Source organism: Bacillus sp. FSL K6-1338 (assembly GCF_038006965.1).
Lineage (GTDB): Bacteria > Bacillota > Bacilli > Bacillales > Bacillaceae_G > Bacillus_A > Bacillus_A thuringiensis_S.
This window is the reverse complement of the sequence record NZ_JBBOWI010000001.1, coordinates 1,452,455-1,478,352: the sequence shown is the minus strand read 5'-3', so window position 1 is coordinate 1,478,352 and position 25,898 is coordinate 1,452,455. Positions and strand designations below refer to the sequence as shown.

Below are 25,898 nucleotides of genomic sequence, written 5' to 3'. Positions count from 1 at the left end.
AAAGCCCGATTGGTTCAACTAATAATCAGCGGGGGATAAACATCCCCCCACTGATTAAAGTTTCACTTTATCATAAGCAACTCACTGTTAGAACGCAACCTTTAGAATGAGCATGCTTCTTCTTATACTTCTTCTTACAGAGTAGGTAATTGTTCAAAAGGTTCGGATATGACACCGATACCTTATCATCATCTTCTATTGTACCGCTTTCTTTTATGACCGTGCAAATAACTTCTCTCACTAATTATCAAGCCATACAAACCGTGATTTACAGAACAACTTAATTACCAGTCTTCAACCTTTATTTTTAATACGATAAAAAAGGCTCCTATAATAGGAGCCTTCACAATCTCTTAAGAATATGTTTCTTCTTTCTGTACTTGCTCATTTACAAGCTCTTTCAGCAACTCTATAATTTCATCATTTTCTTCTTTCAAACCGACAGTAATACGAATACCATCATCGATACCAAATGCAGCACCAGAACGAACGATATATCCTTTTTTCATTAATCGTTCGAAAGCTTCATTACCCGGTATACCAAGTTTTAAGAAAATGAAATTTGTTTGAGATGGATAATAGAATACGTTATATTCTTTACAAAATGCATAATACTGATTTAGACCTTCAGCATTCTTTTTCACACAATCTTGTAAAAAGGCTTGATCTTCTAATGCAGCGAGTGCTACAGATTGCGCTACAGTTGATGTATTGAATGGTAACCTTGCTACTTCTAGCTGTCCGATTAACTTCGCATCCCCAATCGCATATCCAATACGAAAAGCAGCTAAACCATATGCTTTTGAAAACGTGCGTAAAACCATAAGATTTTCATACTTTTCAAGAAGTGGTAATGTTTGCGGATAGTCTTCTGCTTCCGCGTATTCATAATATGCTTCGTCCATAATAACGAGAGCCGACTTAGGAACCGATTCTAAAAATGAAAGTAATTTTTGTTTCTCAACATATGTACCTGTCGGATTATTCGGATTACAAATCCATACAATTTTCGTTTTATCATCTACTTGCTCTAGCATTGCATCTAAATCGTGAATACCATCTTTAAGTGATACTTCACGAACTTCTGCTCCTTCAATAACAGCATGGTGATGATATTGTGAAAACGTAGGATTCGCCATTACAACGTTTGTTCCTTCATGTAGTAACGCTCGGCTAATCATTTGAATGACTTCATCTAATCCACTACCAAATAGTAGTTGTTCTGCTTTTACACCTAAATGTTCCGCTACTTTTGTCCGAAGTTCAAAGGCATATCCATCTGGATAAAGGGCATATTGGCTCGCTAAAGAAGTTAATGCTTCTGTCACACGCGCTGAGCAACCGAATGGATTTTCGTTCGATGCTAATTTCACAATTTTCGATAATCCATATTCCCTTTTTACTTCTTCAATGTTTTTCCCAGGTACATATGCTCTCAAAGTTAACAATTGCTCTTTCACTCTCATTTTTCTTCCCCCAGTCATTTCATTCAATTTGATTACAATACAGTTATAGCCCCTTACTGTAATCTTTTATCATAACCGTCACTATTACGAGAATACCTCTAAATGAGCACTTCACAACACTTCGCTATCATTTTAAACCATATCTTTTTGAAATGCCTCTAACGCAATATGAACAGTCTCATCTGAAATAGATACGACATTCACTACCCCATATTCCTGCATAAGCACCATATGAATTGCTCCTGCATTTGCTTTCTTATCTTGTTTCATCAATTGAACGAGGCGCTCTACATTCAAATCTCTTGGCATTTTTGGATAGCCGTATTTCAAGAACCACTGCTTCATATCTTCATAAGCAAGATTAACCTTGTACACTTGCTCACTTAAAAATATGGCGAATAACATTCCAACCGCTACGCCGTCACCGTGAGTAATATTTCCATACCCTAGCTCTTTTTCAAGAGCATGTCCTAACGTATGTCCAAAGTTCAAATGGGCACGTACACCCTTCTCTGTTTCATCTTGTGATACAACATTTGCCTTTACAGGAATCGCCTTCGTTAATATATGGATTAACTTCTCATCACGAAGATCCGCTAATGTTTGCACTTCTTCTTTTAACCAATGATATAGCTCCACATCACCAATAAGAGCATGCTTTATCACCTCTGCATAACCTGAACGCCACTCTTTTTTAGGAAGAGACTGTAAAAACGGTGTATGATATACAACTGCTTCTGGCTGATGGAATGCACCAATCATATTTTTACCTAACGGATGATTAATCGCTACTTTCCCACCTACTGCGCTATCGTGCGCTAATAAAGTCGTCGGAACCTGCACAAAGCGAATACCACGCATAAACGATGCAGCAACAAAACCAGCTAAATCTCCAATCATTCCGCCTCCCAGTGCAAGAATTAAAGAATTTCTATCTAATTTATTTTCAAGAGCTGACGTATGAGCCGCATAGAAATTTTCGAAAGACTTCTCTTTTTCGCCACTTGGTACAACAAACGAAAACACGTCCTGCTCCACTTGTAATGCATCGATAACTGTCTGTAAATGTAGTGATGCAACAGCTTCATCTGAAATGATCATTACGTTAGATACAGCTGGCTGCATATTTTGAACGATCATTGTTAAGTGTGACAACGCTTCTTTACCAACATGTACATCATATTCTTTTGATTTCGTTTGAATATGTATGTTTCCCATTAAAATCCCCTCGCATATTCATTATGTTTCTCAATATTTTCACGAATCAGTTCCATACGATCTAATCCGAATTGTTCTATTAAAGCTGTTGCTAATTCCCAAGCCACAACCGCTTCTGCAACGACACTAGCTGCTGGTACTGCACAACTATCTGAACGTTCAATGCTCGCTGTAAAAGGCTCTTTCGTATCAATATCTACACTTTGAAGAGGTTTATAAAGTGTAGGTATCGGTTTCATCACACCGCGCACAACAATTGGCATTCCAGTCGTCATACCACCTTCCAATCCACCTGCATTATTTGTTCTTTTTGTATATCCATGCTCCTCATTCCATAGAATTTCATCATGAACTTCACTTCCCGGTCTATGCGCTGCTTCAAAACCAATTCCAATCTCGACACCTTTAAAAGCATTAATACTCATAATTGCAGCTGCTAATTTCGCATCCAGTTTTCGATCATAATGCACGTAGCTACCTACTCCAATTGGCATTCCTTCCACAATTACTTCAACGATTCCACCAATTGAATCACCATTTGCTTTCGCATCATCAATCGCTTTCATCATTTGGTTACCAGCTTCGTCATCTAAGCAACGTACAGGAGATGCTTCTGTAATACTCTTTAATTCTTCAATTGAACTATACGTAACCTCCTTAGCTTGTACACCGCCAATTTCAATTACATGGCCCGCCACTTTAATACCAAGTTCTGCTAACACCTTTTTAGCAACCGCACCAGCAGCAACACGCACCGTCGTTTCGCGCGCTGACGAACGTTCCAGTACATTCCTCATATCTCTATGACCATATTTAATTGCACCATTTAAATCAGCATGCCCAGGCCTTGGTTTTGTCACTTTCCTTTTCATCTCTTTTTCTTCTTGTTTCGTTAAAGGTTCTGCACCCATAACTTTTATCCAATGGGCAAAATCACGATTTTCAACAACGAGTGCAATAGGGGAACCTAATGTTTCTCCATGTCTAACACCACTTAAAATTTGCACTTGATCCGTTTCAATTTGCATGCGTCTACCACGCCCATACCCCTTTTGCCTTCTAGCTAACTCTTCGTTTATATCATCCGCTACTAAAGACAATCCTGCTGGAACACCCTCTATAATTGTTGTAAGTTGCGGACCATGAGATTCACCAGCTGTAATATATCGCATACGTTATTCCTCTTTTCGTATATGTATTTATCTCACTATATTAACTTTTATCATTCTAAAAATATTAAAGAAATTATATCATATATCGACCATTTTCTTATTCTATATTTCCGATAGGCCTAATTTAAATATCAATATATCATAACAGCTCAAACTTCGTAACTAATTGAAAATAAAAAAAGTGCAAGAAGAATAGGGGTATTCTTCTTGCACTTTTTACTATTATCACAGTGATTAAAGCGTTTACAAATTATTTCAAAATAATTAGTAAATCCATTCATTCATTAATTTTGAGTAGTCAACTAATTCTTCTTCTTTAAAGAAAATAGCAATCTCGCGCTCTGCGCTTTCTAAAGAATCAGAACCATGGATAATGTTTTTCGCAACAGTTACACCGAAATCTCCACGAATTGTTCCAGGAGCTGCTTCATGTGGTCTTGTTTTCCCCATCATGTTACGCGCTGTATCTACTACACCTTCACCTTGCCATACCATTGCGAACACAGGTCCAGATGTAATAAAGTCTACTAACTCACCAAAGAAAGGTTTTTCCTTATGCTCAGCGTAGTGTTGTCCAGCAATTTCCGGAGTGACTTGCATTAATTTTGCACCAACTAATTGAAAGCCTTTTTTCTCAAAACGAGCTACAATTTCCCCAATGAAGGCACGTTGTACACCGTCTGGTTTTACCATTAGAAATGTTTTTTCCATAAAAAATCTCTCCACTTCTGAATTATGTATGTAATTGTATATCCCCACACACATATTATCACCCTTATCACAATTGTGCAATAGTTTTGAAATAGAGAGATTATTTTATTTTTTAGAATAAACATTAAAATTTTCGTTTTCCAATATACTTTGCAACATTTTGTAATGCGTACTTTGCTTGTCCACGTGGGAGTGGTTTTATTATTTCTAAAGCTTTATGTAAATAACGTTCACTAAACGCAAATGCTTGATCAATTGCTGTACTATTTTTTACAGCATCAATAATTTCTTGCATTTCACTTGCTGTTGAATTTTCATGTACAGATGTGATTTTCTGACGAAGTACGGGATCTTCCATCGCATATAAAGCAGGAAGTGTAATATTCCCTTGTAGTAAATCTCCACCAGCAGGTTTTCCAAGTTTCTCTTCTGTAGAAACGAAGTCTAAAATGTCATCAATAATTTGATAAGACATTCCTACAAAATACCCATACCAAAATAGACGATTTACCGTATCACGATTAGCACCAGCAGCAATCGCTCCCAATTGACAACTCGCGGCAATTAATAATGCTGTTTTTCGCTTTATTCTTCTTAAATACGTTCTTAAATTTTGGTCATAATTGTATTTATCTTTAATTTGTTCAATTTCACCTTTACAGACTTCTAAAATAGTATGCGATAACGCTTGATGTGCCTCTGGAATTTCGATATTTGTTATACATTCAAGAGACTTAGCGAACAGATAGTCCCCTGTATACATCGCAATACGATCTCCCCATTTTGCATTCACAGTCGCACTGCCGCGTCGTAAAAATGCAGCATCAATAACATCATCGTGAACAAGAGAAGCCATATGAATAAGTTCTAACGCAACAGCAACATGCTTAATTGCATCTAACTTATAATCTCCAAATTTCCCTGCAAGCAACACAAATACAGGACGAATTCGCTTCCCACCAGCTTCAATAAGCTGTAATGCTGCCTCTTCTACTAATGGCTGTTCAGAAGCGACTGTCTTTTTTAATTCTTTTTCTATCACATTAATATCCGATCGTAAAAAAGAGTACATAAGTTGTAACTTCATATTGTTCACCTTAACCTAAAACTTCTTTTTTCTATTTTGATTCTGGTTTAATACCTAAATGCATCGCTGCTACCCCAAAAGTAAATGGTTTTACTTGCACACGTTCAAGTCCAGCTTGCTCAAACATTTGAGCCAGTTCTTTCATCCCTGGGAACGTACTAGCAGATTCTTGAAGCCATGAATATTCTTTATAACTTTTCGCAAACATCTTTCCAAATAACGGCATGATATATTTAAAGTATAAAATATACCCTTGTCGAAAACCAATCATTGTTGGTTGAGATGTTTCTAAACAGATTACTTTTCCACCTGGTTTTACTACACGTGTCATTTCTTTTAATACGTGCATATAATCCGGTACGTTACGTAAACCAAACCCAATCGTCACATAATCAAACGTATTATCTTCAAATGGAAGTTCCATTGCATTCCCATGTAGAAGTTCTACTTGTTTTAATTGTAACGCCTCTACCTTTTGCTTACCGACAGATAACATATTTTCACTGAAGTCTAAGCCAACAACCTTTCCTTGTTCACCTACCGCTCCAGCTAGCGCAATTGTCCAATCTGCGGTTCCACAGCATACATCAAGCGCTTGACTACCTGGTTGTACATCCATAATTCGCATCGTTTCTTTACGCCACGCTTTATGTCTTTGAAAACTAATTACAGAATTCATCACATCGTATTTATCAGAAATCTTTTCAAATACGTCATGTACTCTTTCTTCTTTTGATTGTTGCATGCTCGTACCTTCTTCCAATGTAAAATTGCTTATGTCTTCTATTTATCCCTTAACACAGAATTTATTTCATTAATGTCTATGTGATTTTCTAAAAATTGTTTTTCTTTCTTTCTCAATTCCATCATCAAACTATTAATCACTACTTCTGCTTTATCCCCTAAAGCATCTTGCATCGCTTGAAAAACAGGTGAATGTTGTTTATCAGCATACAATTGAATTTCTTTTTGAAGACGATTTCCACCTAATACGTATGTGATAAATGGCTTCCAATGTGATAAATGAAAATGATCACATGTTTTTTGAAGGAGCGCAGACTCAATCGTTACTACGCTTTTCATTATGTCATCCGTCGTTTCATGCGCTTTTTGGTATAACATAATTTTGTGTTCATTTATCTCTTTAATTCCTTCAGCAAGTGCACGAATTAAAACAATATCACGATTCATAGACAATAAATAATAATATAGTCCACTATAGTAATCGCCTGCAAGTACTGTTAATTGACGACATTTATGCGATTCAATCGCTTCCTCGCCTGCTTTATTTGATACCTTTTCATGCGTATCAAGCGCAATTTGCACAAGCATAATCGTTACTACGTAATGCTCAATTTGTTCTATATGTAAGTTTGCACTCTTTAAAGCACCATATAACAATGCTATCTTTTCTTCATCAATAAATGGTTCTTCAATATAGTTTATAAAATAAGGATGGCGTAATTTCTCCATCAATTTCTCTTTTATACCCGCATACCCTCCGTAGATGTCACACACAAAAAATCACCCTTGTTTTCTAATTCATAAAACTTATTATAACACATACACTCTATTTTCTATAACCAAAACTTGGCTACACCTACCATTCATGTAAGCAATTTTTCTAATCTCACTCTGTCTAGCTAAAACTATATCATTTATTTACTAAAAAAAAAAAGAAAAGCAGTTTCCCGCTTTTCTTTACTTCGTTTTAATAAACGATAAAATTTCACTGCGCGCTGCAGCATCATTTTCAAGCACACCACGCACTGCTGTCGTTACTGTTTTCGCACCTGGTTTTTTCACACCACGCATCGTCATACACATATGTTCTGCTTCTACTACTACCATTACACCATGAGGCTCTAATACTTCCATAATAGAGTTCGCTACTGTTGATGTAATACGTTCTTGCAGTTGTGGACGACGTGCAATTGTATCTACAGTACGAGCTAATTTACTTAACCCTGTCACCTTTCCACCTTGCGGAATATATGCAACGTGAGCAACTCCATAGAATGGAACTAAATGATGCTCACACATCGAATAAAATGGTATATCTTTTACTAGTACAAGCTCTTCGTGATCTTCTCCGAATACTTTATGCAAATGCTCTTTCGGATCTTCATGCATACCTGAGAACACTTCTGCGTACATTTTTGCAACACGTTTTGGTGTATCAAGTACTCCCTCACGATTTGGATCATCCCCAATCGCCTCTAAAATAAGGCGTACTGCATGTTCAATTTGTTCTAAATTAACTTTTGCCATCCGCTAGCCCTCCCGAAAACCTAAAAGTGATACGAACACATTCTAGCATATTTATGTTTTTAAAAGCAAAAAGAAGAGTTCCCAAAAAGGAAACTCTTCTTCCCTGTTAATATGTAAGGATTATTTAACCGCATCTTTTAACGCTTTACCAGGTTTGAATGCAGGTACTTTACTTGCAGCGATTTCAATCTCCTCACCTGTTTGTGGGTTACGACCTTTACGAGCCGCACGCTCACGAACTTCGAAGTTACCGAATCCGATCAGTTGTACTTTATCACCTTGTTTTAAAGCTTCTAAGATAGAATCAAAAACAGCGTCTACTGCTTTTGTTGCGTCCTTTTTAGAAAGGGAACTTGCTTCTGCAACAGCATTGATTAAATCTGTCTTGTTCATGCCATTCACCTCCTCCCAAAGATAAGACTGTATAATGATCATAAAATGAGTCTTACTTTCATTTGTAGGCAATTTTTACAAATTCTATACTACAAAGATGTAGATAAATCATTATCAACGCCTATATTATACGATTCTCCTTTATAATTCAATATTTTTAAGGAAATTGTTACTGTGAAAATGTGAAAATCTGATGAAACTTGACAATTTACAACAATGTATTAGATAATGACTGTTTATTTTTCTATTTTATAATCAAAAAAAAACAAAAAATCCCTCTACAATGAGAGGGATTTTTCTTATAGTATAATCGCAATTAATCCGCCAGATCCTTCATTAATAATTCTTTCTAGCGTTTCTTTTAATTTATATCTAGCGTTTTCTGGCATTAAGGATAATTTCGCTTGAATTCCTTCTCGAACAATTGAGCTAAGCGAACGTCCAAATATATCAGAATTCCAAATTGATAACGGGTCATCTTCAAAATCTTGCATTAAATAACGAACTAATTCTTCACTTTGCTTTTCAGTACCAATGATCGGTTCAAACGTTGACTCTACATCTACTTTAATCATATGAATGGATGGCGCTACCGCTTTTAACTTCACACCAAACCTTGAACCGTGACGAATAATTTCTGGCTCATCTAAGCTCATATCTGCTAGCGCAGGCGCTGCTACACCATATCCTGTTTGTTTAACCATACGCAGTGCGTCTGCGACTTGGTCGTATTCTGTTTTCGCATGAGATAAATCGAGCATAAGCTTCAATAAATGATCTTTCCCCCGAATTTCTACCCCTACTACTTCTTTTAAAATCTGATCATATAATTCATCTGGCGCATATAAATCAATCTCCGCCACACCTTGCCCCATATCAATGCCAGCTAAGCTCGCTCGATCAATAAATTCATATTGACTAAACTGCCAAACAACCCGATCCACATCACGAAGACGTTTTATATCCTTCACAGTTTCTTGAACTGCTTCTTGATAACTTTGACGCAACCAATGCCCTTCATTTAGCACCATTACCCAGCTCGGAAGGTTCACATTCACTTCTAATACAGGGAATTCAAATAGCGCTTCACGAAGTACATTATATACATCTGTTTCTCTTAAACTCTCCACACTCATTGCAATAACCGGGATATCATATTCTTCTGATAAACTTTGGCGTAATTGCTCTGTATCTGGATGATACGGCTGTACCGTATTAATTATCATAATGAAAGGTTTTCCTACTTCTTTCAATTCATTTACAACGCGTTCTTCTGCCTCTATATAATCTCTTCTTGGAATTTCACCAATTGTTCCATCTGTTGTAATTACAACACCAATTGTTGAATGTTCTTGAATTACTTTACGCGTGCCGATTTCTGCAGCTTCATGGAATGGAATAGGTTCTTCATACCAAGGGGTATTAATCATGCGCGGGCCATTCTCATCTTCATAGCCCTTCGCTCCTGGAACCGTATATCCAACACAATCTACTAATCGAATATTCACTTCAAGTCCTTCATCTACTTCGATAGAAACCGCTTGGTTTGGAACAAACTTCGGTTCCGTCGTCATAATTGTACGACCAGCAGCACTTTGAGGCAATTCATCCTGCGCTCTTTGACGGTCAGACTCATTCTCAATATTTGGAATAACTACAAGTTCCATAAATTTTTTAATGAATGTTGATTTCCCTGTTCGAACAGCTCCTACAACTCCAAAATAAATATCACCGCCTGTTCGTTCTGCAATATCTTTAAAAATATCTACCTTTTCCAAGTGATTCCCTCCCTCAAAATTTTTGGGAATAATTCCGCGTTTATAGTCAACTAATACCTTCTCTAACGTTGCCTATAATATCTGATATAATATAATGGTATTCTAGAAGTTCGGACAATATATCATATAATTTTGTCCAATTTCATATGACTATTAAAAAATATCTTTTGTTTGCATCGTAAGTTGTATAACATAAAAAACCTTTCTTCTAGAACTTATTCACTAAAAGAAAGGTTCATGACTTATGATTTTAAAAAAATTGGTTCTCCGTCCTTTACTGTGTACGGTAAAGAATAAGCTGGTACAAACGGGGAACCTTTCGAAAGTATATTTCGAATATCTTCTCCCTCCGTAAACTGCCCTTCATTTTTTTTCAAAGCGTCATATAAGTCGATTCTATAATCAACAAAAACTTCTCCTTTTTCATTAATTACAAAAGGAAGTCCTTTACCAGAATATGGACTTGTCACTTGTGGCACATCTTTATATCCTAGTTTTTTAAAATCCAATTCATATACACCATCTGAAATTACTTTTTTAAAAGGTGGATATTGATGTTCATCACGATACATCCTAAGCTTTAAAGATAGTTCCTGAATTTGTTCAGCCATCCTAACATCAATTAACTTTACTGTTGGATTTGTTTCAACGTCTATTAATACGTATTGATATACTCCTCCACTTTCATATGCATTCCCTGGTGCTTCTTGTATGTAACGCGGGGCAATCTGTTGAAAGTCGATTGGATACTTTTGATAAATAGGTGTACTCATATCCCTCGTCTTAATTGGCAATATCCCATCATTTTGCTCCTTAAATGTCACAACAGCTTTTTGAACAACCTGTAGCTGATCTTCATAAGGAACCGCATTTTGCTTCATATTTTCTTTCGGATACAGACACCCCGTTAAAAGGCTCATACAACAAAATATTAAAATAATATGGACTTTTTTCACTAGCATCACCTTTTCATACTAATATAACTTGCTCCGTATGTAGTATTTTCGAGACCATTCCATTTACTGCTGTACAGGTCCACTAAATACAACAAGAAAAATAACAATTCCTGACACAACCATAAGGGTGTACGCTACTAACGCTGTAATCCCTTTCAAAAATTTATTCTGTATTTTATGTCTACTTAATAAAATAAAACTTACTGCAAAAAACATAAATCCAATTGCCCCTAAAGCCAACCACATTTTCATAAGCCCTTCTGACATATACACACCCCTTTTTATTAATCTATTTTTATACTATTTTAACAAATTAAAATCTTTAAACAAATACAAAAAGAACATTTTACTACAAATTACGAATATGTAACTTTAATCAATAGGTTTTTCAGCATTTTCCACTAATCTAGATAAAAATAAAACCGAAGCGATTGTATCTCTCGCTTCGGTTGACCAAATATGCCCAAAAACAGCTCTATTCCCATTCTTTCATGGCTATCATATGCAATCTACAAACTCTTTGTTTCTCATAATTTATTTTTTAAACATTTTGCTTAACGAGCCAAAATCTGCTGGCATATTATTATTAATAATCGCTTTTACAATTTGATCCTCTTGCTCTTTCGGCACTTCACGTCCCGCCATAAGAGCCACTTGATGAATTAATTGACGAAGTACAGTTTCATCACGTAAATTCGCATTTTGCACGGATGACGCTAATTTAAAAATATCCTCTTTATTTACTTTCGCTTCCTTCTCAATATTATTAAAAATGTTATTATCCATTCTTTTCACCCTCTCCTCAAGTTACTCTTCATCCTATGCAAAAATAAAAAAATGGTGAAAAGACCCATAAAATAAAAAAGGGACAGAAGTACAAATGTACTTCTGTCGCTTTTCTTTACAGTAAGTCAGGTATAGCTTCCACTTCATGTTTTCGAACACGTCCCATCAATGAGCCTACCGCATCTTTTACGTTATTCCCATTGAACAGCACGTCATATAAAGCAGCTGTAATCGGCATTTCAACTTCCATTTTCTCTGCCAATTCATGAGCAGCTTTCGTTGTTCTTACACCTTCTACAACCATACCCATGCTTTCTAACACTTCTTCTAAAGAATGTCCTTTTCCAAGCATATTTCCAGCGCGCCAATTTCGGCTATGAACACTTGTACAAGTTACAATTAAGTCTCCCATACCGGTTAGACCAGCAAACGTTAACGGATTCCCGCCCATTTTTCTTCCTAAACGAGCAATCTCTGTTAAACCACGTGTCATCAATGCCGCTTTTGCATTATCACCTAATCCAAGACCATCAGTTATACCAGCAGCTAATGCGATAATATTTTTTAACGCACCACCAAGTTCAACTCCAACGATATCTGGATTTGTGTATACACGGAAATAACTATTCATAAATAAATCTTGTACTTCCTCAGCCGCTTCCATACGCTTTGCTGCAGACGTAACTGTTGTCGCTTGTCGTAAACCAACTTCTTCAGCATGACTCGGTCCAGACAATACAACAACATCTTTAATTAAGTTCTCTGGAATTTCTTCCTCGATCACTTCCGAAATACGTTTTGACGTACCAGGTTCAATCCCTTTACTCGCATGAATCCAAGTAATCGGTTCTGTAACAATTTCTTTCATCTCTTGTAATACATCTCTGTACGCTTTCGTCGGTACTACTAGCAGTACTGTATTTACATCTACTAATGCTTCTTCTAAAGAAGAGTAGGCTACGATTGTGCTTGGCAATGTAATGCCTGGGAGATATCGACTATTCTCATGTTTCGTATTCATTTCATCCATAAGTTCTGAGCGATTTCCCCAAATACGTACATCATGTCCATTGTCAGCTAATACCATCGCTAACGCTGTTCCCCAGCTACCTGCTCCTACTACTGTGATTTTTGTCATAAAATCACATCCTCTCCATTAGTCTCTTGCTCGAGCAATAATGTGAATCGGCGTTCCTACAAAACCGAACGCTTCACGTAAACGATTCTTTAAGAAGCGCTCATATGAAAAGTGCATTAATTCTGTATCGTTTACAAACACAACAAATGTCGGTGGTTTTACCGCAACCTGTGTCGCATAGAAGATTTTCAGACGGCTACCATTATGAGTCGGTGTTGGATTCATCGCTACCGCATCCATAATTACATCGTTTAATACGTTTGTTTGTACACGGATACTATGGCTTTCATTTACCTCATTGATAACCGGTAATAACGTTTGTGTACGTTTTTTCGTTTTTGCAGATAAGAATACAATCGGTGCATAATCCAAGAATTGGAAATGAGCACGAATATTTTCTTCAAATGCTTTCATTGTTTTTTCATCTTTTTTCACTGCATCCCATTTGTTTACAACGATAATAACAGCTCGTCCTGAATCATGAGCATATCCAGCGATTTTTTTATCTTGCTCAATAATTCCTTCTTCTCCGTCTAAAACAACTAAAACAACGTCAGAACGTTCAATCGCTCTAAGTGCACGAAGTACACTATACTTTTCTGTACTTTCATATACTTTTCCTTTTTTACGCATACCAGCTGTATCAATGATTACATAATCTTGATCATCTTTACTATATGGTGTATCGACAGCATCACGCGTCGTTCCTGCGATATTACTTACAATTACACGTTCTTGACCAAGAAGTGCATTTACAAGCGATGATTTCCCTACATTTGGACGTCCAATTAAAGAGAAACGGATTGTTTCATCGTCATACGCCTCTTCTTCAATCTTTGGAAAATGATTTGCAGCTTCATCTAACAAATCACCAAGTCCTAAACCGTGTGTACCTGAAATCGGGAATGGCTCGCCAAATCCTAATGAATAAAAATCATAAATATCACTACGCATTTCTGGATTATCAACCTTATTTACCGCAAGTACAATTGGTTTTTTAGAACGATACAAAATTTTAGCAACTTCTTCATCCGCTGCAGTTACACCATCGCGACCATTCGTCATAAAAATGATAACATCTGCTTCATCAATCGCAACTTCCGCCTGTTGACGAATTTGTGTCAAGAACGGCTCGTCTCCAATATCAATTCCACCTGTATCAATAATGTTAAACTCATGATTTAACCATTCTCCCGCACTATAAATACGGTCTCGAGTTATACCTGGGATATCTTCTACGATTGAAACTCTTTCTCCAACTATTCTATTGAAAATAGTAGATTTTCCTACGTTCGGGCGGCCTACTATTGCTATTACTGGTTTCGGCATATACTTTCATCCTTTCAACTTGCTTCTGTTTATTATGTAAAAAACCCTTCTTTGTGCAAGAAGGGATTTGCATTCCAGAATATTTCTCAACGTATCAAAACACCTCACATTATAACACACGTTCCTAATGTTTCACAATAATATATACATTCTCTTGTAAGCGATGCGCAATACCATCTAAAATTGCCTCTAAATTATTTGCAACAAATTCTAGTTCCTCCATCGACTCACAAACAAATAAAGGAGCACCACCTGCAAATTTTTCTGGCGCTGTTGTAATAACTGCCAGGATAACGCTTTCTAACATCATCTCTTATCTCCCCTTCCTTTCGGGGCTTCCGATGACATATGGACGGCACTTTCTAACGTTGGTACATTTCCTATAACACTTATCGCTTTCTCTGCATCTTGATCTTGCGGTAAGACAAAAATTCCAACCCTACCATCCTCTAAATCACGCTTTGCTAACGGTACAAGCGCTGGTGTACCAGAATCTCTATAAATCCCTAGCGCCACCGAAACATCGTGTAAAACAGCTTGCCGTTGCCCTAAATTTGAGATTGTCACCATCGCATCAATTGATTTCGGTTTTAAAATAAACCCCATGCCATATTTCATAATCTCTTCTTGCCTCGCCGGTAATCCAATATTCATAATATAAATATTATCAATATACAGTCCTGCCCCTTCAAAACGAAGGGGCACGTGCTCAATTTCAACAAGATCATGTAGCCTTTTTCCAGACATTAATTTTTTCGCAATAAAAAATGCGATTATAGCCATAATTACTCCCGCAATCCATGAACGGAACCCTATATACGCAAATGTCGTTGCAAACGACGTTAACATCGCCAAATAGTTGCGACTTTCAAAAACCAATGCAATTCCTTCAATATATGTATTTCCACGCGGTACGAGCTCATATCCATCTAATTGTTGAAGCGTGTTTCTTTCCATATTACGTACATCACGAAATTGTGTTGCCGCTAACGTAAGAAATGTAATGGCAGAAAAATCTTTTTTCAAAATAGACGGGATTGCAATCGCTCCTAAAGCAGCTGCAATTAACCCCATTGCAATATGAATAATTTTCCCATGCAGCCTCGTCGGATATTGCCGCGTATCCGTCCGAAGCATTAACACTCTTGTAACTGTCCCCGCTATTACGCCGCATAAAATGGCTGATGTATATTCAGTCATGCATTACCCTCGCCTTTCTTTTACGTGTTTTTCTCTTAAACTGTTCCATGTATACTGATGCTTTTGCAATCCAAAACAATACTGCCATGAATAATGTAGAAACGGCGACGATATCAAAAAATGCTAAACTACCGTAATCATATGGAAAATTCAATTTCCGAAAAATAAATGTCACTAGCAACTCTCCTTGTAACATCCCTACATATAGGGAACATAATCGTAATATGCGATCCCCATGCAATAACACCGATGCATACACAAGAGCACTACTTAGCAGAAACACTCTATCCACCACAATCCAAATCGGATCATATATTTCTAACAAATGAAAACTTGTATATAACATTGCAATAATAAGTGCCGAAAGTAAGCTATATAATTTTTTCCAAACAGAATATAGCGTAATTCCTATAAAAGAAATAATACAAAGTAGAAGAGCATTTACTGATACCACGAATGAGGCAATCGTTACATGTAACGGAGAGCAAATTATAAAAATCATTATACAAGCGCCTAACTTCCACCGAATAGGGTCCTTTTTCATAAAAAAGGTTACGATGATCCACCCTATCCAAGCTACAAAATAAAAAGTACTTCCATCCATCAACTTCACCTCCTATGTTTTCCATTATGGGAACTTTTTATGAAAGTTAATCCACTTTATTTACGCATAGTTTTTTCTTATAACAGCAACACTTTTAACAAGGAGGTGTTATTTATTATGGGTAAAGATCGCCAAGAACGAAAACTACGAGAATCACGCCGCGTTGAATCTGATCGTAATCAATCACTACAATATCCAGGTGCAACTGGACTTGATACACCAGAGCAGGCTCGAAAACAAAACCAGCACTAATTAATACAAAAAGACGGTTTCGATGTTGTACGAAACCGTCTTTTGCATAATCATTTTAATGATTTTTATTTATATTGAAATAATATTTTGTGTACTATATCCTCCTATCACTTCTTTTCCCCCCACCTATTTCCCTTATAAAAGCAAGTCCTCTCAAAAATCCAGTAACTAATCATCTTCATTTTTTAACCTTTTTTCAATTACAATTTTTATAAAATACCAATTCCATTCTCCACTTTATATTACGAGAAAGAAAAGAAAACAAAAAATCAACCGAACGGTTGATTTTTTATCTCCTACTATAATGCGCAGTATCAATACCACGCTGCATTAACCAATGATATGTTTCACCTTTTACAACAAGAGGTACAGATTGCAACTCTTCTATCGTCTTCGCACCAAGAGCTGTCATAATAAATTTCAAATCTGTATGTAGAAGCTCAATTTCATCCACTAATTTCTCGATACCATCTTGCATTAAAATACGTAAAAAGTAACCAGCAAACGCAGTTGTATTCGCCCCTAATGCGATTGCTTTCGCTACGTCAAGCGCTGTCTGTATACCCCCTGATGCAATAAAAGAGAGGTTATTATTTGTAGAGGTTGCTTCAATAATCGAGGTTGCTGTTTGTATGCCCCAGTTATTAAAATAAGAAAGCATTCGCTGTCTTCTTTCATTTTCAACAGCAGCAAAATTCGTACCACCTTGCCCACCAATATCAATTGCCGTTACACCTACGTTCGCTAACTGTTGCATTGTTTCCTTACTCATCCCAAATCCAACTTCTTTTACAATGACAGGAACTTTACTATTTAAAACAATTTTCTCAATACGCTGAAGTACGCCAGTAAAATCACGGTCTCCTTCTGGCATCGTTAACTCTTGTATGACATTTAAATGAATTTGCAATGCATTCGCTTCAATCATATCAACGGCACGCTCTGCCTGCTCGATAGTTGCCTCACTACCTAAATTAGCAAAGAAAATACCATTTGGGTTTACCTTTCTGATCACCTTATAAGAAGCAGCCTCACTTTCATCTTTTAACGCCGCCATTTGCGAACCTACAGCCATAGCAAGGTTATGTTGTTTCGCTACATATGCTAATTGCTCATTGATATGTAACGTTTTCTCTCCTCCACCACCAGTCATCGCATTGATAAAAATCGGCGAACTTAGTGAAAGTTCGCCGATTTTTGTTTCACATGTTATTGTGTCATAATTTGAATTTGGCAAGCTTTGATGCACAAAATCAATATCATGAAAGCCATGCGTACGAGACTGACCAGTAGAAAGAGCGTATTCAATATGATCTAATTTACGTTTTGCCCTTACCACTTGTACCCCTCATTATTTCTTTAATTTTTTCAGTTGTTCACCAATAATATCACTTAATTGGAAAGTAGCAGAATCAGCATTTGGCTCATACTGACTATAATCTTCAATTACATTATTTTCCTCAAGCGCTTCTTTTATACTTAAAGAAATACGTTTCTCTGCTGCGTGAACTTCAAGTACTTTCACTTTTACTTCTTGTCCCATTTCCAATACTTCATTCGGATTTTTCACGTGACGATTTGCAATTTGAGATACGTGTACAAGTCCTTCAACGCCAGGTAAAATCTCAACGAATGCACCAAATGTAACAAGGCGTTTTACTACGCCCTCACGAATATCTCCAGCTTTTATTTCGCCAGCAACGTTTTCCCAAGGTCCTGGTTGAGCTGCTTTAATCGATAAAGAAATACGTTGTGTATCAGCATCAACAGATAACACCTTTACCTTAACCTTTTGACCTTGCTCTAAAACTTCAGAAGGTTGCTCTACACGTTCGTGTGAAATTTGTGAAATGTGAACTAAACCGTCCACGCCACCAACGTTAACGAAAGCACCAAAGTCAGTTAATCGTTGCACTGTTCCTTCAACAACGTCCCCTTCTTTTAATGAAGAAATTGCTTCTTTTTTCTTAGAATCTAGTTCTAATTCTACTACCGCTTTATGCGAAAGGATTACACGATTTTTTTCACGGTCTAATTCAACAATTTTCACCGCTAACGTTTTACCTTTATAGTCAGTAAAGTCTTCTACATAATGTACTTCTACAAGTGAAGCTGGGATAAAACCGCGAACCCCAAGATCCACAACTAATCCGCCATTCACAATATCTTTTACAGTAACATCAAACACATGACCAGAAGTAAATTTCTCTTGTAATTCTACCCATGCTTTTTCTGCATCAACAGCACGTTTAGACAAGACAAGATCATCTTCTTCTAATTTAATAATTTTCAACTCTAGTGTTTGATCTAATTCTACAACATCGCTTGCTTTTTCAATATGAACGTTAGCTAATTCACTAATTGGAATTACGCCATCTGTTTTGTATCCAACATTTACAAGCACTTGTTTCTCTTCAACTTTCGTTACAGAACCTGTAACAACGTCACCAACTTGTAATTCTTTTGAATCCATAACTTCTTCATTCATTTTCTCTACCATGGAAATACCTCCCTACAGAATTGACAAAGCATTTTTTATGTATATACGAAATGAAAACAAAGTTTTCATTTGCATGTTTAAGAATTTCTCATCACATACTTTTTTCAATACCATTCATAAGAAAATATATTAAACCTATATAAATAGTATACAGCAAAACCAGCTTGAAAAAAGTATGTTTTGAAATATAATAGCGAATATATTCTGACAGTTTTATTCCTCTTTAACTAACTTCTTACAAATCAGCTCATTTGTCAAGGAAAGAGACTCACAATTCACGTATCCTTTACATTTCTATTTAAACAAAAAAGAAAGGGGATCATCCCCTTTCTTTATTTCGCAAACACTCCTGAAACAATACTCATAATTTTTTGGACAACTTCTTCAATTGATAAAGAAGTCGTATCTAATTCCAATGCATCATCAGCCTTTTTTAGTGGAGAAACTTCGCGTTCTGAATCTAATTTATCACGCTGAGCAATTTCTTCTTTTAGCTGCTCTAAATTAGAATCGAAACCTTTATTTAAATTTTCTAAATGTCTTCTTTCCGCTCTTTCTTCAACAGAAGCAAGCATAAAGATTTTCACTTCAGCATCCGGTAATACATGTGTACCAATATCACGGCCGTCCATTACAACACCGCCTTTTTTCGCTAAATCTTGCTGACGGCGTACCATTTCTTCACGAACAAGGCGATGCTTTGCTACAATAGATACTCGATTCGTCACATCAGGTGTACGAATTACTTCAGAAACATCTTGTCCATTTAAAAATACAAGCTGTGTATTTTCTCCTTGCTGAAATTCAATATTTACATTCCTTACAACTTCCATTAACTGCTCTTCATTTTCAATATCTACTTTTTGTTCAAGGGCTGCATATGTAAGCGTACGGTACATTGCGCCTGTATCAATATAAACGTAAGAAAGTTCCTTCGCAACAACTTTTGCCACTGTACTTTTACCAGCAGCTGCTGGACCATCTATAGCAATTGAAATTCGTTTATCCATTGTAACACCTCATTTTTTCACTTATAAAACAAAACGAAAAGCAGGTGTTCACCCTGCTTCTTCTCATTTGCTTCACGTCATTAAATCCTCAATTATTGTAGCATAATCCTTCATAGAAGAAAATGAAAACTACCTATTCACCTGTAAGATTTCCGCTTTGTCTTTTACCATGACACCTTCATAATAAACAATTTTAGATAAATATTTCACTGATGACTTATGTATAAATAACAATTGCACAACAGAAAGACAAATAAATTGTATTATTAATATACGAATAAAAATTCTCTCCATCTTTTCCACCGTAATTGCTCCCTCCTATACTATATTTACACATCTCGTTTCGTAATTTTATACATCGTACATATAGCAGTTAATTTTATTGTCATTTGCGAGGCATACTTTTATACATTTCCATTGTCGAATTTACTAAAAACATGTTATGTTCTAAATGTATTTTTTACTTGAAAGGGGTATAAGAATTGAAAAGAATCCTAGTTTTACACACAGGTGGAACAATTGCAATGGAGGAGGATAAAGAAACTGGAGTCGTACAACCAGGTGAAAAAAATCCTCTTTTAAAATTCATTCCTGATTTAGAAGGCGATGTTGATTTAATCGTTGAAGATGTGTTCCATTTACCATCTCCCCATATGACACCGAGCGAAATGTTACAATTACAAGTCATCATTGATGAAAGAGTAAAACAAGACAACATTCATGGCGTAGTCATTACGCATGGTACTGATACATTAGAAGAAACAGCCTATTTCTTAGATTTAACAGTACAAGCAACTATTCCGATCGTTGTGACAGGTGCAATGCGCTCTAGCAATGAATTAGGTGCTGACGGCCTATATAACTTCTTATCAGCTGTAAAGGTTGCTAGTTGTGATGAAGCTGCAGAAAAAGGTGTTTTAGTCGTATTAAATGACGAAATTCATTGCGCTACAAATGTAACGAAAACACATACAAGTAATGTCGCAACATTCCAAAGCCCACAATACGGACCAATTGGAATGGTAACAAAACGCGGCGTTGTCTTCCATCACGCTTTAGTACATCATGAAACATATACGATAAACACAGTGTCTAAAAATGTAGTTGTTCTAAAAGCATATGCTGGCATGGATGATACATTATTAGCAGCAATCGAAAATCTTCCTGTAGACGGTATTGTTATCGAAGCGCTCGGACAAGGTAACCTACCTCCAAGAACACTTCCTAGTCTAGAACGATTATTAAATAAAGGTATTCCTGTCGTATTAGTTTCTCGCTGTTTCAACGGTATCGTTCAAGACGTATATTCGTATGAAGGTGGCGGTAAACACTTAAAAGATATGGGCGTTGTATTCACATACGGCTTAAATGCACAAAAAGCACGTATTAAATTACTTGTCGCATTAGAGAATACAAATTCTCATGAATCCATTCAAAATATGTTTATGCACGAATAAAAAGGAGTTGTCGAGATTTTCTCGACAACTCCTTTTTATTTTTCTCTTGATGCAATGGTTTGCGCAATCGCATCTCCATGAAATCTACCGTTCTCGATAAATATTTCATTTGCATTATTTCCAGCAGCAATGACACCTGCAATGAAAATATTTTCAGCATTCGTTTCCATTCTATCCTCTGTATAAATTGGACGTCCTGTTTCTTCATCAATCTGAACACCCATCTTCGTTAAGAAGCTATGATCAGGATGATAACCAGTCATCGCAAATACAAAATCGTTTTGGATTGTATAAACTTCACCATCAACTGTAAACGTTAATGTATGCTCAGTAATTTCTTTCACATGAGCCCCGAAATGCATTTGAATTGTACCGTTTCGTACTAACGCCTCAAATTCCGGCAAAATCCAAGGCTTTATGCTTGGCGAATACTCAATTCCACGATACAGTACCGTTACACGCGCACCAGCTTTAACAAGTTCTAATGCGGCATCTACACTCGAATTTTTCCCACCTATAACTACTACGTCTCGATCAAAATAAGGATGCCCCTCTTTAAAATAGTGAGCTACTTTCTTCAATCCCTCACCTGGAACATTCATATAATTTGGATTATCATAATATCCAGTTGCTACAACAATATATTTCGCTATATATGTTTCTTTACTTCCGTCACACTTTGTCGTCTCAACTTGAAAAACTCCTCCATCTTTTTGAACTTTCTCCACTCGCTCAAAAGCATTTACACGTACAGATTTACGTTTTACTACTTCACGATAATACGCAAGCGCTTGATTTCGAACTGGCTTACGATTTTCTGTAATAAAAGCTACATCACCAATTTCTAATTTTTCACTAGAAGAGAAAAATGTTTGATGAGTTGGATAATTATAAATGGCATTTACAATGTTTCCTTTTTCAATTACTAACGGATTTATCCCTACCTTTTGCAACGAAATCGCTGCCGCTAATCCGCACGGACCGCCTCCGATTATAATAACTGTTTCTTTCTGCATACTCGTCCACTCCTAGTCTTCTACCAATACACTATTTATAAAAACAAGAAAAAACCTACTTACAGCAGTAGGTACCTATCTTTATTGTATTCATTTTTCATATATTTGTCATCTAAACGAAACGTACATCCGATAGACATCTGCTAAAAACTGCTGAAATTTAATACCTTGTTTCCCTAATACATTCTCAGGATCAATCTTTCTAGCTGGATCAAGCGTTTTATGTGACACGATATCTTTTTTCGGATTTAAGCCAAAGTTTTGGCATAAATACGCATGATACCATGTAAAACGATTATATGCTTCCCAAAAGTTAACATCACCGCCATAACAAAGTTCCACTCCAATGGCCGCCTTATTCGCGTCATAGCCGTATAAGTCATTATCCGTCGGCACACCATATCGAACATGATACGCAACTTCATTTATAGGAATAATCTCCAATATTGTTTTATCATCTATAAATGTATGCGCCGAAGCTTTCGGTTGTAATTCATTAAAGTAATCTCGATTTCCTATCGCATTGCTTCCTGGATTCCCCGTATCATGGCTTACAATAAATCTCACTTTAGTCAGAGGAATCCCCGGCCGTGAACTTCCATATCCAATATAGTTGCGTTCTATAGGAAACATCGCCATTGCTACCAACTCCCGCTCTAGAAGATTACCTTACTTCCTTATATATGTATTCGGTAGCAACGTCCTTATCGCATATTTCTTACACGAAGAGAAAATCGAAAATATTTGAAGTGAACACCATAAACAACAAGATACTTACAGCCACTCCATAAAAACCGTAAAACCAAACACAATCTTCTTTCGTATCTAAACCGAAAAATTTATTTACCGATTGTAATAATGTGCCACGCTTGCTTTGTTTGTTTCGTAATACTTCCACTCGCTCTACAACATCTGCTGGCATCATAAATCTTTGGTCTACTGTCATTTTCATCATTTATCTCTCCTTAAAATCATTTCCGTTTTGTTTATCTAAGGAGAGTATAGCACATTTGTTCGTATAGAACAAGCGTTCTTTTTTATTTTTATTTTATTTTTCAGCAAGCCAAGTAAAAATTGAGATTACAACGGCAATAATCGGCCCTACTACAACCACACCAAATATCAAAAACAGTAGCCCTTCCCCGAACATTCTAACGGTACTTACTTTTCGAGCTTTCATCGTTCTTGCAAGTTCTCCCTCTAACCTCTTAACCTTTTCTTCTAATTGTTCTACTCGTTCCAGCATTTCATTCTCCATATATAACACCTCATTTAATACTTCAACAAAAAAACGTGATTCCCTCGAAAGGAAATCACGTTTTCTCAAGATATAATATTTTATACCCAACCTCTGAAGCGGCTTGCTTCAGCCATTTTACGAACACCAACCATGTACGCCGCTAAGCGCATGTTCACTTTACGAACTTGTGCTGTTTCATAAATAGAATCAAATGATCTTACCATTACTTTTTCTAAACGTTGTTCTACTTCTTCTTCAGTCCAGTAGTATCCTTGGTTATTTTGTACCCACTCAAAGTAAGATACTGTTACACCACCAGCACTTGCTAACACGTCTGGAACAAGTAAAATTCCGCGATCTGTTAAAATTTTAGTCGCTTCTAATGTTGTTGGACCATTTGCAGCTTCAACAACGATTTTTGCTTTAATATCATTAGCATTTTCTTCTGTAATTTGGTTCTCAATTGCAGCTGGAACTAAAATATCGCAATCAAGTTCTAACAATTCTTTATTTGAAATTGTATTGTTAAATAGCTTTGTTACTGTACCGAAGCTATCACGACGGTCTAATAAATAATCAATATCTAATCCGTTTGGATCATGTAACGCACCGTAAGCATCTGAGATTGCAATAACTTTCGCACCTGCATCATGCATAAATTTAGCTAAGAAGCTACCAGCATTACCGAACCCTTGGACAACAACGCGTGCACCCTTAATATCAATGCCACGTTTTTTCGCAGCTTCACGAATACAAATTGTTACACCTTTCGCTGTTGCTGTTTCACGGCCATGTGATCCACCTAATACAAGCGGTTTACCTGTAATAAATCCTGGTGAATTAAATTCATCAATACGGCTATACTCATCCATCATCCATGCCATAATTTGAGAGTTTGTGAATACATCTGGAGCTGGAATATCTTTCGTCGGACCTACGATTTGGCTAATTGCTCGTACATAACCGCGGCTTAATCTTTCTAACTCACGGAATGACATTTCACGTGGATCACAGATAATTCCACCCTTACCTCCACCATATGGTAAATCAACAATACCACATTTTAAACTCATCCAGATTGAAAGTGCTTTCACTTCATTTTCTGTTACATTCGGATGGAAGCGAATTCCACCTTTCGTTGGACCAACAGCATCATTATGTTGTGCACGATACCCTGTAAATATTTTAACAGTCCCGTCATCCATACGAACTGGTATTTTCACTGTCATCATACGAATTGGTTCTTTTAATAATTCATATACTTCGTTTGGATAACCCAATTTTTCTAACGCTTCACTAATAACAATTTGTGTTGAATTCAATAGTTCAAAATGTTGTTCCCTTTGTTGTTGTGTTTTTGTTTGAGTTCCCTTTTCGGCTACCATAGTAAGTAAACCCCCTGTAATTTCACTTGTTTAGTAAACCTTCATTGCCTAGTATACACCCTTAAATTTGGAATGCAATAGAAAACGCTAACAAATATATACAAACTATTTTCTGTTGCAAGCGTTTTCACTATTATTATAGTCCTTTTATTACTTTTAGAAAAGTAAAATACTTAAATATTTAAATATTTTTTATTTTACTCAAACATACTCCCATAAAACTGCATATTTTATTTTAAAAAAGTATGTTGGAGTATTTACAATCATCCCTTCCCTTATCCAAATAAAAACAAAACCTCAGCTATGTTGTATTAGCTGAGGTTTTGTTTTTTCACAAAGTAATTGTGTATTTGTTCTATCGCATTAAAATCCATTAATTCTTTACCGTACTCCATGATGCGATAAATAGTTGCGGTAGACGGATTACCGTATTCCGCTAAAATAGCTATAAAATCCGCCTTTAACAATTGAATTTGTTCCTCTTCTTCCATCCAAAGATAGAAGCGCTTATCCCACGTATATAGCTTTCCGCCAGTTACACCAAGGTTATATAAGCGATTCGACAGGTTAATTATGTCATCTAGCGTAGCAAACTCATATAATATATGCTCACTTTCATCTAGAGTCACTTGCATTTCAATAAACTCGTCACGAAACTCATCATCTGTATCCATTTCTTGATTTTCTTTCGTTACAATTACAACCATCCCTTGTGCTTGTAGAGAAAATACTTCAACTGCAATCGGACCATCTGCTTCAAATCCTAATTCCTTATTTGCTTCTTGCATCATATCACGAAATAATTGCTGTACTTTCGGCGCATTTCTCCATAAATCTTCTTTCGTTAATCCTCGTTCAGATAAATCATCAAATGTTAGAAAAATTTTTATCTTATTGTAATTTAATCGTTCCAGCCTCATCTCATACCC

At 36.4% G+C, this 25,898-nt stretch carries 30 protein-coding genes; 2 read left to right on the top strand and 28 right to left on the bottom strand.

From position 1 onward, the window contains the following. Positions 1 to 353: 353 nt before the first annotated feature. The 18 genes from hisC to NZ044_RS07755 all read right to left on the bottom strand — a co-directional run bounded on the left by hisC (position 354) and on the right by NZ044_RS07755 (position 16,109). Complete coding sequence (hisC, locus tag NZ044_RS07840) at positions 354 to 1,466, bottom strand: histidinol-phosphate transaminase (RefSeq protein ID WP_001264022.1); 1,113 nt, start codon at positions 1,464 to 1,466, stop codon at positions 354 to 356. Positions 1,467 to 1,598: 132 nt separating this feature from the next. Then, the gene (gene aroB / locus NZ044_RS07835; protein WP_000526805.1) at positions 1,599 to 2,684 is read right to left on the bottom strand and encodes a 3-dehydroquinate synthase; all 1,086 of its coding nucleotides are present in this window, start codon (positions 2,682 to 2,684) and stop codon (positions 1,599 to 1,601) included. Further along, a complete protein-coding gene (aroC, locus tag NZ044_RS07830) occupies positions 2,684 to 3,856 on the bottom strand; it encodes a chorismate synthase (RefSeq protein WP_001269378.1) in 1,173 nt (390 codons plus the stop codon). The genes aroB and aroC overlap by 1 nt, the downstream gene beginning before the upstream one ends. Before the next feature lie 264 nt (positions 3,857 to 4,120). Beyond that, entirely contained in the window at positions 4,121 to 4,567 is a 447-nt protein-coding gene (gene ndk, locus NZ044_RS07825) for a nucleoside-diphosphate kinase (RefSeq protein WP_000415883.1), read from the bottom strand. Positions 4,568 to 4,691: 124 nt separating this feature from the next. Further along, positions 4,692 to 5,654, bottom strand: coding sequence for a heptaprenyl diphosphate synthase component II (gene hepT / locus NZ044_RS07820; protein ID WP_000776078.1), 963 nt, complete (start codon positions 5,652 to 5,654; stop codon positions 4,692 to 4,694). 31 nt (positions 5,655 to 5,685) lie between these two features. After that, the gene (gene menG / locus NZ044_RS07815) at positions 5,686 to 6,399 is read right to left on the bottom strand and encodes a 2-heptaprenyl-1,4-naphthoquinone methyltransferase (RefSeq protein ID WP_001187674.1); all 714 of its coding nucleotides are present in this window, start codon (positions 6,397 to 6,399) and stop codon (positions 5,686 to 5,688) included. Positions 6,400 to 6,437: 38 nt separating this feature from the next. Next, positions 6,438 to 7,172: a heptaprenyl diphosphate synthase component 1 gene (locus NZ044_RS07810; RefSeq protein WP_340949645.1), complete on the bottom strand. Its 735-nt coding sequence runs from the start codon at positions 7,170 to 7,172 to the stop codon at positions 6,438 to 6,440. A 183-nt stretch (positions 7,173 to 7,355) separates the two neighbouring features. After that, positions 7,356 to 7,925: a GTP cyclohydrolase I FolE gene (gene folE / locus NZ044_RS07805; RefSeq protein ID WP_001151482.1), complete on the bottom strand. Its 570-nt coding sequence runs from the start codon at positions 7,923 to 7,925 to the stop codon at positions 7,356 to 7,358. Between the two features lie 120 nt (positions 7,926 to 8,045). Next, the gene (locus tag NZ044_RS07800; RefSeq protein ID WP_001043860.1) at positions 8,046 to 8,318 is read right to left on the bottom strand and encodes an HU family DNA-binding protein; all 273 of its coding nucleotides are present in this window, start codon (positions 8,316 to 8,318) and stop codon (positions 8,046 to 8,048) included. A 299-nt stretch (positions 8,319 to 8,617) separates the two neighbouring features. Beyond that, positions 8,618 to 10,096, bottom strand: a complete 1,479-nt coding sequence (gene spoIVA / locus NZ044_RS07795) for a stage IV sporulation protein A (protein ID WP_000416521.1) — start codon at positions 10,094 to 10,096, stop codon at positions 8,618 to 8,620. Between the two features lie 242 nt (positions 10,097 to 10,338). Next, on the bottom strand, positions 10,339 to 11,052 hold the full coding sequence (locus NZ044_RS07790; RefSeq protein ID WP_000755479.1) for a hypothetical protein: 714 nt from the start codon (positions 11,050 to 11,052) through the stop codon (positions 10,339 to 10,341). A gap of 63 nt (positions 11,053 to 11,115) precedes the next feature. After that, complete coding sequence (locus NZ044_RS07785; RefSeq protein ID WP_001289006.1) at positions 11,116 to 11,319, bottom strand: DUF2768 domain-containing protein; 204 nt, start codon at positions 11,317 to 11,319, stop codon at positions 11,116 to 11,118. 267 nt (positions 11,320 to 11,586) lie between these two features. After that, positions 11,587 to 11,838: a stage VI sporulation protein F gene (locus NZ044_RS07780; RefSeq protein WP_000369753.1), complete on the bottom strand. Its 252-nt coding sequence runs from the start codon at positions 11,836 to 11,838 to the stop codon at positions 11,587 to 11,589. Positions 11,839 to 11,953: 115 nt separating this feature from the next. After that, a complete protein-coding gene (locus NZ044_RS07775; protein ID WP_000161783.1) occupies positions 11,954 to 12,976 on the bottom strand; it encodes an NAD(P)H-dependent glycerol-3-phosphate dehydrogenase in 1,023 nt (340 codons plus the stop codon). An 18-nt stretch (positions 12,977 to 12,994) separates the two neighbouring features. After that, positions 12,995 to 14,305: a ribosome biogenesis GTPase Der gene (gene der / locus NZ044_RS07770; RefSeq protein WP_001125890.1), complete on the bottom strand. Its 1,311-nt coding sequence runs from the start codon at positions 14,303 to 14,305 to the stop codon at positions 12,995 to 12,997. A 124-nt stretch (positions 14,306 to 14,429) separates the two neighbouring features. Next, positions 14,430 to 14,615, bottom strand: coding sequence for a capping complex subunit for YIEGIA (locus NZ044_RS07765; RefSeq protein ID WP_000979048.1), 186 nt, complete (start codon positions 14,613 to 14,615; stop codon positions 14,430 to 14,432). Continuing rightward, the gene (locus NZ044_RS07760; RefSeq protein ID WP_000141605.1) at positions 14,612 to 15,505 is read right to left on the bottom strand and encodes a YIEGIA family protein; all 894 of its coding nucleotides are present in this window, start codon (positions 15,503 to 15,505) and stop codon (positions 14,612 to 14,614) included. Before NZ044_RS07760 ends, NZ044_RS07765 begins: the two co-directional genes overlap by 4 nt. Beyond that, a complete protein-coding gene (locus tag NZ044_RS07755) occupies positions 15,498 to 16,109 on the bottom strand; it encodes a YphA family membrane protein (RefSeq protein WP_000349104.1) in 612 nt (203 codons plus the stop codon). Before NZ044_RS07755 ends, NZ044_RS07760 begins: the two co-directional genes overlap by 8 nt. A 117-nt stretch (positions 16,110 to 16,226) precedes the next feature. On the opposite strand from NZ044_RS07755, the gene NZ044_RS07750 reads away from it, so the two are divergent. Continuing rightward, positions 16,227 to 16,361 (top strand): YpzI family protein, encoded by a 135-nt coding sequence (locus NZ044_RS07750; RefSeq protein ID WP_000513902.1) that lies wholly within the window; start codon positions 16,227 to 16,229, stop codon positions 16,359 to 16,361. A gap of 289 nt (positions 16,362 to 16,650) precedes the next feature. Here the strand turns inward: NZ044_RS07750 and NZ044_RS07745 are convergent, their stop codons facing one another. The 4 genes from NZ044_RS07745 to NZ044_RS07730 form a co-directional block, all read right to left on the bottom strand. After that, complete coding sequence (locus tag NZ044_RS07745) at positions 16,651 to 17,700, bottom strand: type 2 isopentenyl-diphosphate Delta-isomerase (RefSeq protein WP_000251041.1); 1,050 nt, start codon at positions 17,698 to 17,700, stop codon at positions 16,651 to 16,653. Positions 17,701 to 17,712: 12 nt separating this feature from the next. Continuing rightward, positions 17,713 to 18,861 (bottom strand): 30S ribosomal protein S1, encoded by a 1,149-nt coding sequence (gene rpsA / locus NZ044_RS07740; protein ID WP_000229557.1) that lies wholly within the window; start codon positions 18,859 to 18,861, stop codon positions 17,713 to 17,715. Between the two features lie 332 nt (positions 18,862 to 19,193). After that, the gene (cmk, locus tag NZ044_RS07735; protein ID WP_000361254.1) at positions 19,194 to 19,871 is read right to left on the bottom strand and encodes a (d)CMP kinase; all 678 of its coding nucleotides are present in this window, start codon (positions 19,869 to 19,871) and stop codon (positions 19,194 to 19,196) included. Between the two features lie 129 nt (positions 19,872 to 20,000). Continuing rightward, positions 20,001 to 20,174: a YpfB family protein gene (locus NZ044_RS07730; protein ID WP_000413849.1), complete on the bottom strand. Its 174-nt coding sequence runs from the start codon at positions 20,172 to 20,174 to the stop codon at positions 20,001 to 20,003. A 179-nt stretch (positions 20,175 to 20,353) separates the two neighbouring features. Between NZ044_RS07730 and ansA the strand changes: the two genes are divergently transcribed. Beyond that, positions 20,354 to 21,328, top strand: coding sequence for an asparaginase (gene ansA, locus NZ044_RS07725; protein WP_000822011.1), 975 nt, complete (start codon positions 20,354 to 20,356; stop codon positions 21,326 to 21,328). Positions 21,329 to 21,363: 35 nt separating this feature from the next. Here ansA and NZ044_RS07720 read toward each other — a convergent pair whose 3' ends face one another. From NZ044_RS07720 to NZ044_RS07695, 6 genes are all read right to left on the bottom strand, one after another. Continuing rightward, entirely contained in the window at positions 21,364 to 22,344 is a 981-nt protein-coding gene (locus NZ044_RS07720) for a YpdA family putative bacillithiol disulfide reductase (protein WP_001168517.1), read from the bottom strand. A 108-nt stretch (positions 22,345 to 22,452) separates the two neighbouring features. After that, entirely contained in the window at positions 22,453 to 22,983 is a 531-nt protein-coding gene (locus NZ044_RS07715) for a peptidoglycan recognition protein family protein (RefSeq protein ID WP_001240655.1), read from the bottom strand. A gap of 79 nt (positions 22,984 to 23,062) precedes the next feature. After that, the gene (locus NZ044_RS07710; protein WP_002083150.1) at positions 23,063 to 23,299 is read right to left on the bottom strand and encodes a DUF3961 domain-containing protein; all 237 of its coding nucleotides are present in this window, start codon (positions 23,297 to 23,299) and stop codon (positions 23,063 to 23,065) included. A gap of 93 nt (positions 23,300 to 23,392) precedes the next feature. Next, positions 23,393 to 23,602 carry a hypothetical protein gene (locus NZ044_RS07705; RefSeq protein ID WP_000426765.1) on the bottom strand — a complete coding sequence of 70 codons (210 nt, stop codon included), beginning with the start codon at positions 23,600 to 23,602 and terminating at the stop codon, positions 23,393 to 23,395. An 80-nt stretch (positions 23,603 to 23,682) separates the two neighbouring features. Next, on the bottom strand, positions 23,683 to 24,969 hold the full coding sequence (gene gudB, locus NZ044_RS07700) for an NAD-specific glutamate dehydrogenase (RefSeq protein WP_000225173.1): 1,287 nt from the start codon (positions 24,967 to 24,969) through the stop codon (positions 23,683 to 23,685). 311 nt (positions 24,970 to 25,280) lie between these two features. After that, positions 25,281 to 25,889, bottom strand: coding sequence for a genetic competence negative regulator (locus NZ044_RS07695; RefSeq protein ID WP_001235399.1), 609 nt, complete (start codon positions 25,887 to 25,889; stop codon positions 25,281 to 25,283). Positions 25,890 to 25,898 lie beyond the last annotated feature (9 nt).

What these genes read in the sequence shown, in the direction of transcription:
- NZ044_RS07775 (WP_000161783.1), bottom strand. Translation starts at nt 12,976, where the DNA reads ATGACAAAAATCACAGTAGTAGGAGCAGGTAGCTGGGGAACAGCGTTA.
- NZ044_RS07800 (WP_001043860.1), bottom strand. Translation starts at nt 8,318, where the DNA reads ATGAACAAGACAGATTTAATCAATGCTGTTGCAGAAGCAAGTTCCCTT.
- folE (WP_001151482.1), bottom strand. Translation starts at nt 7,925, where the DNA reads ATGGCAAAAGTTAATTTAGAACAAATTGAACATGCAGTACGCCTTATT.
- NZ044_RS07755 (WP_000349104.1), bottom strand. Translation starts at nt 16,109, where the DNA reads ATGGATGGAAGTACTTTTTATTTTGTAGCTTGGATAGGGTGGATCATC.
- menG (WP_001187674.1), bottom strand. Translation starts at nt 6,399, where the DNA reads ATGCAACAATCAAAAGAAGAAAGAGTACATGACGTATTTGAAAAGATT.
- cmk (WP_000361254.1), bottom strand. Translation starts at nt 19,871, where the DNA reads ATGGATAAACGAATTTCAATTGCTATAGATGGTCCAGCAGCTGCTGGT.
- NZ044_RS07780 (WP_000369753.1), bottom strand. Translation starts at nt 11,838, where the DNA reads ATGGATAATAACATTTTTAATAATATTGAGAAGGAAGCGAAAGTAAAT.
- NZ044_RS07715 (WP_001240655.1), bottom strand. Translation starts at nt 22,983, where the DNA reads ATGGCGATGTTTCCTATAGAACGCAACTATATTGGATATGGAAGTTCA.
- hepT (WP_000776078.1), bottom strand. Translation starts at nt 5,654, where the DNA reads ATGAAGTTACAACTTATGTACTCTTTTTTACGATCGGATATTAATGTG.
- ndk (WP_000415883.1), bottom strand. Translation starts at nt 4,567, where the DNA reads ATGGAAAAAACATTTCTAATGGTAAAACCAGACGGTGTACAACGTGCC.
- gudB (WP_000225173.1), bottom strand. Translation starts at nt 24,969, where the DNA reads ATGGTAGCCGAAAAGGGAACTCAAACAAAAACACAACAACAAAGGGAA.
- NZ044_RS07765 (WP_000979048.1), bottom strand. Translation starts at nt 14,615, where the DNA reads ATGATGTTAGAAAGCGTTATCCTGGCAGTTATTACAACAGCGCCAGAA.
- NZ044_RS07720 (WP_001168517.1), bottom strand. Translation starts at nt 22,344, where the DNA reads ATGCAGAAAGAAACAGTTATTATAATCGGAGGCGGTCCGTGCGGATTA.
- aroC (WP_001269378.1), bottom strand. Translation starts at nt 3,856, where the DNA reads ATGCGATATATTACAGCTGGTGAATCTCATGGTCCGCAACTTACAACA.
- NZ044_RS07785 (WP_001289006.1), bottom strand. Translation starts at nt 11,319, where the DNA reads ATGTCAGAAGGGCTTATGAAAATGTGGTTGGCTTTAGGGGCAATTGGA.
- aroB (WP_000526805.1), bottom strand. Translation starts at nt 2,684, where the DNA reads ATGGGAAACATACATATTCAAACGAAATCAAAAGAATATGATGTACAT.
- NZ044_RS07760 (WP_000141605.1), bottom strand. Translation starts at nt 15,505, where the DNA reads ATGACTGAATATACATCAGCCATTTTATGCGGCGTAATAGCGGGGACA.
- NZ044_RS07705 (WP_000426765.1), bottom strand. Translation starts at nt 23,602, where the DNA reads ATGGAGAATGAAATGCTGGAACGAGTAGAACAATTAGAAGAAAAGGTT.
- rpsA (WP_000229557.1), bottom strand. Translation starts at nt 18,861, where the DNA reads ATGGTAGAGAAAATGAATGAAGAAGTTATGGATTCAAAAGAATTACAA.
- hisC (WP_001264022.1), bottom strand. Translation starts at nt 1,466, where the DNA reads ATGAGAGTGAAAGAGCAATTGTTAACTTTGAGAGCATATGTACCTGGG.
- NZ044_RS07710 (WP_002083150.1), bottom strand. Translation starts at nt 23,299, where the DNA reads ATGATGAAAATGACAGTAGACCAAAGATTTATGATGCCAGCAGATGTT.
- NZ044_RS07750 (WP_000513902.1), top strand. Translation starts at nt 16,227, where the DNA reads ATGGGTAAAGATCGCCAAGAACGAAAACTACGAGAATCACGCCGCGTT.
- der (WP_001125890.1), bottom strand. Translation starts at nt 14,305, where the DNA reads ATGCCGAAACCAGTAATAGCAATAGTAGGCCGCCCGAACGTAGGAAAA.
- NZ044_RS07695 (WP_001235399.1), bottom strand. Translation starts at nt 25,889, where the DNA reads ATGAGGCTGGAACGATTAAATTACAATAAGATAAAAATTTTTCTAACA.